General features: G+C 59.6%; 10 protein-coding genes. 4 read left to right on the top strand and 6 right to left on the bottom strand.

What is annotated here, in order from left to right; translation table 11 throughout:
- Positions 1–2: 2 nt before the first annotated feature.
- Both KZ772_RS04080 and KZ772_RS04075 read left to right on the top strand, forming a co-directional pair.
- A complete protein-coding gene (locus KZ772_RS04080) occupies positions 3–2045 on the top strand; it encodes a DUF3488 and transglutaminase-like domain-containing protein (RefSeq protein ID WP_290538580.1) in 2043 nt (680 codons plus the stop codon).
- A gap of 68 nt (positions 2046–2113) precedes the next feature.
- Entirely contained in the window at positions 2114–2848 is a 735-nt protein-coding gene (locus tag KZ772_RS04075; RefSeq protein ID WP_290538579.1) for an iron-containing redox enzyme family protein, read from the top strand.
- Between the two features lie 114 nt (positions 2849–2962).
- Here KZ772_RS04075 and KZ772_RS04070 read toward each other — a convergent pair whose 3' ends face one another.
- Complete coding sequence (locus tag KZ772_RS04070; protein ID WP_290538578.1) at positions 2963–3529, bottom strand: hypothetical protein; 567 nt, start codon at positions 3527–3529, stop codon at positions 2963–2965.
- Positions 3530–3672: 143 nt separating this feature from the next.
- Between KZ772_RS04070 and hrpB the strand changes: the two genes are divergently transcribed.
- Positions 3673–6117, top strand: coding sequence for an ATP-dependent helicase HrpB (gene hrpB, locus KZ772_RS04065; RefSeq protein ID WP_290538577.1), 2445 nt, complete (start codon positions 3673–3675; stop codon positions 6115–6117).
- 251 nt (positions 6118–6368) lie between these two features.
- On the opposite strand, the gene acnB is transcribed toward hrpB, so the two are convergent.
- Together acnB and KZ772_RS04055 are read right to left on the bottom strand one after the other, a co-directional pair.
- On the bottom strand, positions 6369–8969 hold the full coding sequence (gene acnB, locus KZ772_RS04060) for a bifunctional aconitate hydratase 2/2-methylisocitrate dehydratase (protein WP_290538576.1): 2601 nt from the start codon (positions 8967–8969) through the stop codon (positions 6369–6371).
- 182 nt (positions 8970–9151) lie between these two features.
- Complete coding sequence (locus KZ772_RS04055) at positions 9152–10060, bottom strand: lysophospholipid acyltransferase family protein (protein WP_290538575.1); 909 nt, start codon at positions 10058–10060, stop codon at positions 9152–9154.
- 131 nt (positions 10061–10191) lie between these two features.
- Here KZ772_RS04055 and KZ772_RS04050 point away from each other — a divergent pair, with 131 nt between their 5' ends.
- Complete coding sequence (locus KZ772_RS04050) at positions 10192–10812, top strand: tRNA-(ms[2]io[6]A)-hydroxylase (RefSeq protein WP_290538574.1); 621 nt, start codon at positions 10192–10194, stop codon at positions 10810–10812.
- Positions 10813–10941: 129 nt separating this feature from the next.
- Here KZ772_RS04050 and KZ772_RS04045 read toward each other — a convergent pair whose 3' ends face one another.
- From KZ772_RS04045 to KZ772_RS04035, 3 genes are read right to left on the bottom strand one after another with little or no spacing between them, the layout of a single operon-like run.
- Positions 10942–11673, bottom strand: coding sequence for a UDP-2,3-diacylglucosamine diphosphatase (locus KZ772_RS04045; protein ID WP_290538573.1), 732 nt, complete (start codon positions 11671–11673; stop codon positions 10942–10944).
- A gap of 2 nt (positions 11674–11675) precedes the next feature.
- Complete coding sequence (locus KZ772_RS04040; protein ID WP_290538572.1) at positions 11676–12272, bottom strand: peptidylprolyl isomerase; 597 nt, start codon at positions 12270–12272, stop codon at positions 11676–11678.
- 4 nt (positions 12273–12276) lie between these two features.
- Complete coding sequence (locus tag KZ772_RS04035; RefSeq protein ID WP_290538571.1) at positions 12277–12774, bottom strand: peptidylprolyl isomerase; 498 nt, start codon at positions 12772–12774, stop codon at positions 12277–12279.
- Between the last annotated feature and the right edge of the window lie 26 nt (positions 12775–12800).

Here is a 12800-nt window from a genome sequence, read left to right as displayed (position 1 = left end):
CCATGGCGCGCATTTATCAGGTCCCGTCTCATACCAGACTCTGGCTAGCCCTGGCAGTTGTGCTGTGTTCCATCCCCCAACTGGTCAAAGGGCCTCTCTGGCAGGCCGGGTTGCTGGTGCTGGTGATCCTGATCCGCTGGCTGGTGGATCAGCAGCGCCTTACTCTGCCCGGCCGCATAGTGCGTACGCTGCTATTGATTGGCGCTGTGGGGCTGACCTTTTACAGCTTTGGCAGATTGTACGGGCCGGAAGCGGGCGTTGCCTTGCTGGTCAGCTTGTTTGCTCTCAAGTATCTGGAAGTGGTGCAGCAGCGTGATGCCTATGTGGTAATTGTGCTGGGGTATTTCGTATGCGCCACGGCACTGTTGTTTTCCCAGACACCGGGCATGTTCCTCTATGTGGTCCTGTGCATGACGGTCCTGACTACCTGTCTGGTGGGGATCAATCACAGTGACACCCGGGCCAGCGGCTTGCTGCATGGCAAGCGGGCGATGGTCATGACTATGCAGGCCATTCCCCTGATGGTGGTGTTGTTCCTTTTGGTGCCACGGGTGGCACCACTTTGGAATATGCAAGTGGGGGAAGACAAGGCCCGCACTGGTATGAGCGACAGTATGTCACCGGGCCAGATCAGTGAACTGTCGGAATCTGCGGAGCTGGCCTTCCGGGTAGACTTTCAGGGAGACATTCCGCCTCGGCCACAGCGTTACTGGCGGGGGCTGACGCTGAGTCACTACGACGGACGCACCTGGCAGCAGGCAGTGCCCCAGGGACAGGCGGAGTCAGAATACCTGTACCGGAGAGGGAATCAAAAACCGGTTTGGTACCAGCAGCTCGAGAGCCGTCGAGCCGCGGAGCAACAACGGTATCGCTACCAGATCATTGCCGAACCGACCCAGCGCCGTTGGCTGTTCAGCCTGGCTGTTCCTTTCCCGCTGGATGAAGGCATGGCGCTGGCCAAGGATATGCGGCTGGTGGCTGACCAGCCGGTGTCGCAGCGGTTTGCCTATGGTGTGGAAAGCGTGCCTGCAGCCACTGACGCTATCAGCCTTGACGGGCAGGAGCGACAACTGATGCTGTCGTTACCGCAGGAGTCAGGAAGGAAAGCCAGAGGGCTCGCGCAACAATGGCAGCTGGAAAGCCATTCAGCACGTGAGATTGCCCAGCGAGCGTTGCGTCATTTCCGTGAGCAACCTTTTCATTACACCCTGAGGCCACCCAGGCTCACCGCGGATCCAGTGGATGATTTCCTTTTTCGGACCCGGCGTGGATTCTGTGAGCACTATGCCTCCAGTTTTACCTTCCTGATGCGCGCGGCCGGGGTGCCGGCCAGGGTCGTGGTGGGCTACCAGGGAGGCGAGCAGAATCAACTGGGTACCCATTTGCTGGTGCGACAGTACGATGCCCATGCCTGGAGCGAGATCTGGCTGGAAGGGCAGGGATGGACCCGTGTCGACCCTACCGGCGCGGTAGCGCCTGAGCGCATCGAGCTTGGGCTAAGGGAGGCCCTTGAGAACAGTGAAGACGGCAGAGATGTGCTGGATGATCTGGGGCTCCGCCGTTTCTCGGATGGGGGGCTATTTGCGAAAGTCAGTCAGTGGATGGATTACGTGGATTTCCGCTGGCAAACCTGGGTGCTGGGGTACGATAGCGCCTTTCAGTCCGCATTTCTGGAAGATCTGCTCGGCGTTGTTTCACCAGTCCGCATTGCCATTGCGCTGATCGTTGCTGTCGCCATGTTGATGGGGCTCTATGCCCTGTTTTTACTTTGGAGGACCGGCAATGCGAGGCTGACGCTGATGGAGCGTGAATACTGGCGATTGCATCAGCGTGCCAGTGAACGGGGGCGGCCACTGGCGGTGGGACTGACCCCCATGCAGTTGAGTGACGCGATCAGCGAGCAGTGGCCTCAGGCGGCGGTTGCTGCGGAGAATTGGGCAAAATACTATCAGAAGCTCCACTATGATCCTGTTTCAGCGCCGGACAAGCGACAAAGGCGTCATTTACGAAGCCTGAGAAATCGCTTATACAAATTATTGGACTAGTGTGCTATTTGTAGGTCATGGTCGCCAGGCCACGAGCTGCAATAACCGGTTGTTATGGAGAACGACAAATGCGCGCCGCAAATTACAAGAAAGGGCTCGAACTCACCGACCACAGCCCATGGGCTCAGGCCTTCTGGGACGATCTGGTGCCGTTGAAAAACCGGGTGGTGGAGCATCCGGTGTTTGTGGAAATGGGAGCCGGAACCCTCAGCTTGCCGCGTTTTCGCAGTGCCTTGCTGAATTTCTACCCCCTGGTCGAGAATTTTCCCAAGTATATGGGGTTGAACCTGGCCAAGACTCAGCCGGGCCGGTATCCAGGTCACGAAGAGAGCAAGAACTGGCTGATCAGCAACATCAAGGTCGAACAGCGCCATGCCTACTGGTACCAGGACTGGGCCATGGGCTTTGGTATTACCCTGGAAGAGCTGGAATTTGTGACGCCGCCGCCAGCCATGGATGCGGTGAATCATTACCTCTGGCACATGGGGCGTCAGGCCAGCCTGGAGGAGGGCCTTGCCGCCACCAATCTGGCCATTGAATGGGCTACTGGCGAATGGAGCCAGAGTGTGGTCAAGGGTATGCAGGCCTACCAGGAAAACGGGGTGGCCACCATTAACCGTCATTCAATGGCCTGGCTACGCGCCCACGCCTCCTACGACGACGCCCATCCCCACGAAGCCATGGAGCTCATCAAGCTTACCTGTGTCAATGAGGAAAGCCGGGAAAGAGCCTTCGCCGCAGCGGTCAAAGGGCTGGAATACTACGTTCTGGCCCTGGATCACTGTTACGCCCAATCAGACTGAATAGACCTGATCACGCCTACAAATCCGGGAAAGCCGCCTATTGTTTTTGGTGGTTCTTCCCGGTCCGGTTCCTGTTTTCGCTGTTAACTATTCACTATTAGCTGTTCACTGCCTTTACATATACACCTTCAGTTTTTCGCGGATTACCCGTTGGATAGCCTTGACCTCCATGGGCGATCGGTCGGATAGCTTCGATGGCTGGATCCGGTGCAAGTGAAGAGAGGGAGAGTCTTTGCGAAAGGCCCGCAGATCCCCCTTGGTGATCACAGGAAGGAACGGCACTTCCTCGGTTTCCTTTTTCATTAGTGCCCAGAGGCCCACTTTCAGCGGCACCGGCTTGATGACTTTTTCGTTATTCTTGAGCAGCCGCAGGGTCAGGAAGAGTCCCTCTTTGTTGAAAAACTCGCCGGGCATAATATGCATGCCGGTAGGGTGTACGCTATGGTCCCCGATATTGTTAAACGTATCGTGGTAGGCGTAGGGGTTGGGCAGAATGACCAGAGAGCGGTCATCATCCGGTGGAATGGAAATATCGTAGTTGGTGTAGAGCTGCTCCACCGGCGCACTGTAGACGCACAGCGTGTCCTGAAACTGTTTGATGAAATTGACCGCCCGCTGATGGTTGTCGAAATCATTCAGCTTCCAGATAAGGTGCTCAGGGATCCCCAAGTCATTCAGCATATATCACTATATAGGGTAGTTATTAATTATTAGTCGGTAATGAGCAGAATATAGCATAGGTTTACCTCCCCACCAGTGGTATTCGCCGATCAACATGACCAGAGGTGACAGCCGTCACGGCGCCTCAGCAATGGACGTAACAAATGCAGAACGAATTTCCCGTCGATGATGTGGTGGAGCCACTGCTTGATGCCTTGCAGAACATGGGGTGTGCCATTCTGGAAGCGCCCCCTGGGGCGGGGAAATCAACTCGTGTACCGTTGCGCCTGCTTGAGCGTTTCGGGGCCGGCCAGAGTCGCATTCTGATGCTGGAGCCACGCCGGGTTGCTGCCCGCTCCGTGGCGAGTTTCATGGCCACCCGGCTTGGCGAGCCGGTGGGCCAAACCGTTGGTTACCGGACACGTACCGATACCCGGGTCAGTGCCGCCACCCGTCTGGAAGTGGTCACCGAAGGGGTCTTGACCCGTATGGCGTTGAGTGACCCGGAGTTGCAGGGCATCAGCCTGGTGATTTTTGACGAGTTTCATGAACGCTCCCTGAATGCGGATCTGGGCCTGGCCTTGGTCAAGGAAATCCGCGAGGCATTCCGCCCTGATCTGGGGCTGCTGGTCATGTCTGCCACCCTGGACTGCGGGCCCCTGGTGAGCATGCTGGATGCCCCGGTGATACGCAGCGAAGGGCGCAGTTTCCCGGTCAGTGTGGTTTATCGCCCGGCGCCCCCTCGTCAGGACTGGCGGGACCACTGTGTCCAGCAGGTGTGTTCTGTAGCGGAGGAGGCTCAGGTAATACTGGTGTTTCTTCCTGGCCGGGCGGATATCCGCCGCGTGGCCCGAGGCCTGTCTGAATCCGGACTCAGCCTGCCGGTTAGTGAATTACATGGTGGCCTGCCGCTGGCCCAGCAACAGCAGGTGCTGGAGGCGGCCAAAAGTGGCGACTCGCTGATTGTGCTGACCACCAATGTGGCGGAAACCAGCCTGACCATCGAGGGGGTGACCCATGTCATTGATAGCGGCCTGGCTCGGGAGCCGGTCTATGATCCGGCGCGTCACCGCAGCCGGTTGGTCACCAGGAGGATCAGTGAGGCCAGCGCTCGTCAGCGTAGCGGGCGGGCAGGGCGGCTGGGGCCCGGCTGCTGTCTGCGACTGTGGTCCGAATCCGAGGTGATGGCCAGCCATCAGAAGCCGGAAATAGCGAGGGTGGCGCTGGATCAACTGGTGCTGGACCTGGCTCGCTGGGGCTGCCGGGAGCCCCGGCAGATGCACTGGCTGGATGCACCACCAGCGCCGGCTTGGCAGAACGCGGTGGTTCGACTCCGTGATGGGGGCGCCCTGGATGCGCAAGGCGGGCTGACAGAGCATGGCGCGGCCATTGCCCGATTGGGTGTCGAACCGGCCCTGGCGATGCTGATACTGGCAGGTAGAGAGCAGGGGCTGCCCGTGGCGGCAGCCCGGGTCGCTGCCTTGTTGTCCGAGCGGGATATCCTCAATGGTCAGGGTGTGGATTTGCGTAGCCGCCTGCAGGTGCTGGAGATAAACCCGGATCGTCACAGGGCGTTATTGTCTGAAGCGCAGCGACTCCTGCCGGGCAAGTCCCGCGATAGCAATGACTGGCGTCATTGCCTGGGGAGGGTGCTGGCAGGAGTTTACCCCCGACAACTGGCCCGCCTGCGCCAGACAGAGGGCAACCGTTACCAGATGATGGATGGACCCGGTGTGCAACTGCCGCCCGGGGATAGCCTGGCTGGCACACAATGGCTGCTGATTCTGGATACGGACGGCCAGCCCCGGGATGCCCGTATCCGGCTCGCCATGCCACTGGAAGAAGCGGATCTGGAACCGGTTTTGACCCGGCAGGGGCAGTGGCATGAGCAAATTGGCTGGGATCGTGAGCGACAGCGGGTGAGCGGCTGGCGCCAGCGCCGTCTGGGCGCCATTGTCCTGCAGAGTCAGCCCATGGCAACGCTGACTGCGGAACAACAGACTCAGGGATTGCTGGAAGGATTGCGTGGTGACGGGCTGGGCTTGTTGCCCTGGTCCGAGGATTGTCGGCAGTGGCAGGCCAGGGTGACAACTCTGGCGGCGGTGGATAACGGTGACTGGCCGGATGTAAGTGATGAGGCCTTGCTGGAGAATCTGGAAAGCTGGTTGGCACCGTTTCTTGCCGGCATGCGCACCTTTCAGGATCTGCAACGGGTGCCACTACGCGATGCCCTGAACCTGCTGTTGACTGCGGATCAGCGCAAGCAACTGCAACGGGATATGCCGGAAGCCATCACCATTCCCACCGGGCGGCAGGTTCGGCTGGATTACACCGGGGACACGGTGGTGCTGGCCGTCAAGCTGCAGGAACTATTTGGCCTCACTCGTCTGCCAGTCATTGCCGGGGGCAAGCTGACCATCAGTGCGCACCTGCTGACGCCGGCAGGACGGCCGGCGGCCATTACCGATAACCTGGAGCGGTTCTGGCGGGAAAATTACCAGGCGGTGCGCAAGGACCTGCGAGGCCGCTACCCCAAGCACCCTTGGCCGGAAGATCCGCTGGCGGCAGAAGCTACCGTGCTGACCAAGCGCCGTCTGAATGGCGGCTAGCAGAGGCCGTTACAAGACTGTTCAGCTCTGCCGCTGGTAGCCTGCCCGGATTGTTGCGGGAAGCGATGTTCGCATCGCGAAGATGTTGGCAGTGATGTTCTTTTAACGACGTAAGCCGCCGCTTTCTGGAACAGCATTGCTGAAATAGCGAAAGAATTTCCGACAATCGGTGCTGAACTTTTTACTTCTGCAAAAACAAAAACGCCCGGCAAGTGCCGGGCGTTTTTGGTTCGCGAAGCGATCGGTCAATCTTAGACAGATTGGGCAACCGGGATCTTCACGGTATCTGCCACGTCCTGGTATTCGGCCATCTGGTCGAAATTCAGGTAGCGGTAGATCTCGGAGGACATGGAATCGATAGTGTTCGCGTACTCCATGTACTCTTCGGTGGTCGGCAGCTTGCCGAGGATGGACGCCACAGACGCCAGCTCAGCTGATGCCAGGTACACATCCGCACCCTGACCCAGACGGTTCGGGAAGTTACGGGTGGAGGTGGATACCGCAGTGGACTTGGGCGCGATGCGAGCCTGGTTCCCCATGCACAGGGAGCAGCCCGGCATCTCGGTGCGTGCACCGGCGCTGCCGAAGATGTTGTAGTAGCCTTCTTCGGTCAGCTGGTGCTGATCCATCTTGGTCGGCGGGGCGATCCACAGACGGGTCGGCATGGTGCCGCTTTCCACTTTCTGCAGCAGCTTGCCGGCAGCACGGAAGTGGCCGATGTTGGTCATGCAGGAACCGATGAAGACTTCGTCGATCTTGGCGCCAGCCACGTCGGACAGGGTCTTGGCATCGTCCGGGTCGTTCGGGCAGCACAGTACCGGCTCTTTGATCTGGTCCATGTCGATTTCGATGACGGTGTGGTACTCGGCATCGGCGTCGGCACGCATCAGGCTCGGATTGGCCAGCCATTCTTCCATGCCGTTGATGCGACGCTCAATGGTACGGGCATCGCCGTAACCGTTGGCAATCATCCACTTGAGCATGGTGATGTTGGACTTCAAGTACTCGGTCACGCTGTCTTCGGACAGGGTGATGGTACAACCGGCAGCAGAACGCTCGGCGGACGCATCAGACAGTTCGAACGCCTGCTCGACAGTCAGATCGTCCAGACCTTCGATTTCCAGTACGCGACCGGAGAACACGTTGACCTTACCGGCTTTGGCAACGGTCAGGTGGCCGTCTTTGATGGCCTGCAGCGGAATCGCGTGTACCAGGTCACGCAGGGTGATACCCGGCTGGCGCTTGCCCTTGAAGCGAACCAGTACCGATTCCGGCATGTCCAGCGGCATCACACCGGTGGCAGCGGCAAAGGCAACCAGACCGGAACCGGCCGGGAAGGAAATGCCCATGGGGAAGCGGGTGTGGGAGTCACCACCGGTACCGACGGTATCCGGCAGCAGCATACGGTTCAGCCAGGAGTGAATGATGCCGTCGCCAGGACGCAGGGACACACCGCCACGGTTCATGATGAAGTCGGGCAGGGTGTGCTGGGTTTCCACGTCAACCGGCTTCGGGTATGCAGCGGTGTGACAGAAGGACTGCATCACCAGGTCAGCCTGGAAGCCCAGGCAAGCCAGATCTTTCAGCTCGTCACGGGTCATCGGGCCAGTGGTGTCCTGGGAACCCACGGTGGTCATCTTCGGCTCGCAGTACATGCCCGGGCGAACGCCTTCCAGGCCGCAGGCCTTGCCGACCATCTTCTGGGCCAGGGTGTAACCCTTGTTGGAGTCACCGGGCTGCTCCGGCTTGCGGAACAGATCAGACGGTGCCAGACCCAGGGCTTCGCGGGCCTTGGTGGTCAGGCCGCGGCCGATGATCAGGTTGATACGGCCGCCGGCGCGCACTTCGTCCAGCAGTACCTGGGAGCGCAGCTCGAATTCGGCAATCACTTCACCGTTTTTCTCTACCTTGCCTTCAAAGGGGTAGATATCGATCTGGTCGCCGGTTTCCATCTTGGAAACGTCGCATTCGAAGGGCAGGGCGCCGGAATCTTCCATGGTGTTGAAGAAGATGGGAGCGATCTTGCCACCGATGCAGACACCGCCAGCACGTTTGTTCGGTACGAAAGGAATGTCGTCACCGAAGTGCCACAGCACAGAGTTGGTAGCGGATTTACGGGAGGAACCGGTACCCACAACGTCACCCACGTAGGCAACGGGGAGGCCTTTGGCCTTCAGTTCTTCCATCTGCTTGAGCGGGCCGATTTCGCCGTCTTTCTCCGGGAAGATGCCTTCGCGGGCATTCTTCAGCATGGCGTTGCCGTGCAGCGGGATGTCCGGGCGGCTCCAGGCGTCCTGGGCGGGGGACAGGTCATCGGTGTTGGTTTCGCCGGTTACCTTGAACACGGTCAGAGACATTTTCTCTGCCAGGTCCGGGCGCTTGGTGAACCACTCACCTTCGGCCCAGGATTCGATCACTTCCTTGGCCTTGGCGTTGCCGGCTTTCATCTTGTCTTCCACATCGTGGAAGGCATCGAATACCAGCAGGGTGTGCTTGAGCTCGTCAGCGGCGATTTCAGCCAGTTCGGCATCGTCCAGCGCTTCTACCAGGGTGGCAACGTTGTAGCCGCCCTGCATGGTACCCAGCAGCTGCACGGCACGCTTGCGGTCGATCAGGGGAGAGCTGGCTTCGCCTTTCACAATCGCGGTCAGGAAGGCGGCCTTCACGTAGGCTGCCTGATCCACGCCGGGCGGAACGCGGTTAACGAACAGGTCCTGGATGAATTCTTCTTCGCCGGCCGGCGGGGTTTTCAGCAGCTCGACCAGCTCGGCAACTTGCTGCTCGTTCAGCGGTTTGGGCGGCACGCCTTCGGCGGCGCGCTCTTCAACATGTTTGCGATAGGCTTCTAGCACAGCGTTTCCCTCTTTACTCGAATTGGCTAATTTCTTTTGGAAATCAGTCTTTTAGGGTGTTACTGGGGGTTGGAATTGCGCGCGGAGTATAGCGGAAATGCCATCAACTGTTAAGCCAAACCGCCGTTACAGCCATTCACGGCATGAATACTCGCAATCACTGAAGGGGTAGGCTGCAAGGATCAGTAGGGGGTTTTCTGGTCTGCAGGTGGACGCCGGAAGCGTTTGTAGCTCCACAGGTACTGGGCTGGCTCTTCGTCGATCAGGTGAGCGATGGAGTCGTTCATGGCGGAGAGGGCGGTGTCCAGATCCTCATCGGCCACTTGCGGGTTGGCCGGGCGCACGCGAATTTCGAACCCCTGGCCGTCCGGCAGGCGCCGGGCCCAGGCCATAAAGGTAACCGCACCGGTTTGACGGATCAGCTTGCAGGCCAGGGTGCCGGTGTAGGTGGGCTGGCCGTAGAAGGGGGCGTGTCGGCCGCTACGGCGATCCGGTACCTGGTCCGGCAGGATGGCAGTGAGCGCGCCTTTTTTCATGGCGCGCACCAGGCCGGCCACCCCTCGTGCGGTGGTGGGGTACATGGTGGAGCCGAAGTGTTCGCGGCCTGAGCGTATCAGGTCATCCACTTCCGGCAGCCCCGATGGGGCAAACATGGCATGCAGACCGAACTCGGTGGCCAACCAGAAATTGAGCACCTCCCAGCAACCCAGGTGGGGAGCCAGGATCATCACCGGTTTCCCCTCCTGGACCGCCTGGCGCAGGGGGCCGTCACCATCCACTGCCACGATCCGTTTCAGGCCTTGCTCCGGGTGTCGCCAGAAGAGGGCGATCTCGAAGGTGTTGCGGGCGCTTTCCAGCAGGGATTGCCGGGCCAGTTGATGGCGCTGTGTTTCCTCCAGGTGGGGGTAGCACAGGGCCAGATTGATCCGGGACACGCGCCGGGCCTCACTGGGTAGTCGTGCCAGCAGCGCCCCGAACAGGCTAGCGATGCAGCGGTTCACAGCGTAAGGAAGGCAAGCGATCAGCCGCAGCACGGTCACTGCGGCAAGACCCTTGATGCGTTGGATTTTTGGATTGGTTCGTCGTCCCATGGCGAGAGAGTATAGGACGCCAGACGCAGGACGCCAGATACCTGATACAGAAAATAGAGAAACCGCGTTGCGGGTGTGGTGTGCCGGCGTGAGTGTATCCCGCTATAATGCGCGCCGACCCTGAGGATGCCATGCACGATATCTCCCACATTCAAGACTTCCTGCCCTGTGCCACACCGCCGGCCTGGATCGACTGGGCGCTGCAGCACCCGGACATTCTGCTGATTGATCATGCCCATTGCGAAAAGAAGGCCGCCAGTACGGCGCTGAATCTCATGTTTCGCTATGTGGACCGGCCGGAATTGCTGGATGCCCTGAGCCAGCTTGCCCGCGAGGAGTTGCTGCATTTCGAGCAGGTGCTGCAGATCATGCGCCAGCGCGGCGTCACCTACGACCACATGACGCCGGCCCGTTATGCCAAGGGCCTGCGCCAGCATGTTCGCACCAGCGAACCCGGGCGTCTCATCGATACCCTGATTGTCGGGGCCCTGATCGAAGCGAGAAGCTGCGAACGTTTCGCTGCGCTGGCTCCCCACGTAGATGAGGAACTGGGCCGCTACTACCGCTACCTGCTGAAAAGCGAATCACGGCACTTCGAGGATTACCTGACACTGGCCGAACAATATGCCGGCGAGCCCATCGAGGAGAGGGTGAGTTTTTTCAAGGAAGTGGAACGGGAGCTGGTGGAGTCGCCGGATTCGGAGTTTCGGTTTCATTCGGGAGTACCACAGCAGTTAACAGTGAACAGTTAACAGCTGCGCGAGCAGGGATTGTCTGTACCCTTAAACAACGAGGCCGCGCTCATCTTATGGGCGCGGCCTCATGCCTTTGAAAATCATAAGCACGCTTAACGCGCGCTGTTCACTGTTAACTATTCACTGTTAACTGATTTCGAAGCTCTCCAACCGCAGCCCCTTCTCACTGTCTGCCACAATCTGCCACCCCAACTTACCCCAATCACCCAACACCCAGCGTTTGCCCTGGCCACTGGCCAGCTCCACGTCGTGGACGTTGGGGCGGTGGGTGTGGCCGTGGATCAGGTGGTTGACGCCGGCGTCTTCCATGACGCGGACCACTTCCTCCGGGGTCACGTCCATGATGTTTTCCGCCTTGTTGGCGTTGTTGCCCTGGCTTTGCATGCGCATGCCCTGGGCGATCATGCGGCGTTCCTCCAGGGGCTTGGCCAGCATGCCCTGTTGCCACTGGGGGTTACGGGCCATGGTGCGGAACTGTTGATAGGCCGTGTCCAGGGTGCACAGGCTGTCGCCGTGCATCAGCAGGGCACGGGTGCCATACAGATCCACCACGGTGCCTTCCTCTAGCAGGGTGCCGCCGCAGGCGGCGGCGAAATCGTCACCGAGCATGAAGTCCCGGTTGCCATGCATGAAGTAAAGCTGGCTACCGTTGTCGCTGAAACTGCGAAAGGCGCTAATCGCTTCCTGATTGAACGGGGTGTCATCGTCGTCGCCGATCCAGGCTTCGAACAGATCACCCAGTACATAGAGCGCGTCTGCCTTGCCGGCATGGGCTTCGAGCAGTTTGCCCAGGGCTTCCAGATGTTCCGGTCGAGCCGGGTCCAGATGAAGGTCGGAAATAAACAGGGTGTAGCTCATGGTCACTGTGCGCCTTTTTCATCTTCGCCGGCTGAATCCAGGCGGTAGGCTCGGGTAATCAGGATGGGCACTTCCGGCACGTCCCGGGCCAGCATGCCATTGAGACGCTGGCTGGTGGTGCGTTCGCGGGCGATATTGTCCACCACGGACATACCGTCAGTGACCTTGCCGAACACGGCATAGCCCCAGCCGCGGGGTTTTTTGCCGGAAAAGTCCAGGTTGCCGTTGTCTACAAGGTTGATAAAGAACTGGGCGGTGGCCGAATGCGGGTTGCCGGTGCGCGCCATGGCCAGGGTGCCGCGCTCGTTCTTCAGGCCATTCTCGGCTTCGTTCTGGATCGGGGGACGGGTGGCCTTGCGCTGCCCGCTCTGGTCAAAGCCGCCGCCCTGTATCATGAAACCGCGAATGACCCGGTGGAACTGGGTGCCATCGTAGAAGCCGTCATCCACATACTTGAGGAAGTTGGCGACGGTCTGCGGCGCCTTGTCCTCGTAGAGTTCCACGGTGACCGGGCCGGCAGAGGTTTCCAGGCGAACCTGCGGATTGGCGAGCAGCAGGGTCGGCAACAGGGCAAGCAGGGCAGTGGCCAGAACGCGCATGGGCTCAGTCCTCGATCAGTTCAGCAGATTCGATCAGCACCGGCTCTACCGGTACATCCTGATGAAAGCCGCTGTTGCCGGTGGGCACATTGCGGATTTTCTCTACCACGTCCATGCCGTCACTGACCGCGCCGAAGACCGCATAACCCCAGCCATCCTGGCTGCGTTCCTTGTCCAGGAAGTGGTTGTCGGCCACGTTGATGAAGAACTGGGCGGAGGCGGAGTGCGGGTCCGGGGTGCGCGCCATGGCGATGGTGCCGGCCTTGTTGGACAGGCCATTACCGGCCTCGTTCTGGATGGTGTCACGGGTGGGCTTTTGCTGCATATCTTCAGTGAAGCCGCCGCCCTGGATCATGAAGTTGCTGATAACACGGTGGAAGATGGTGCCGTCGAAGTGGCCATCCTTGACGTATTGCACAAAGTTCTCGGTCGTGATCGGCGCCTTCTCTGCGTCCAGTTGCAGGGTGATTTTGCCGTAGGTTGTTGTCAGCACCACTTTCATCAGGTTTTCTCCGCAAGATGGGCCCG

The sequence above is a fragment of the Alcanivorax sp. genome (genome assembly GCF_019431375.1).
GTDB classification, from domain to species: Bacteria; Pseudomonadota; Gammaproteobacteria; order Pseudomonadales; family Alcanivoracaceae; genus Alcanivorax; species Alcanivorax jadensis_A.
Note: the sequence above shows the minus strand (reverse complement) of the source record. Positions and strands in the feature narration are given on the sequence as shown.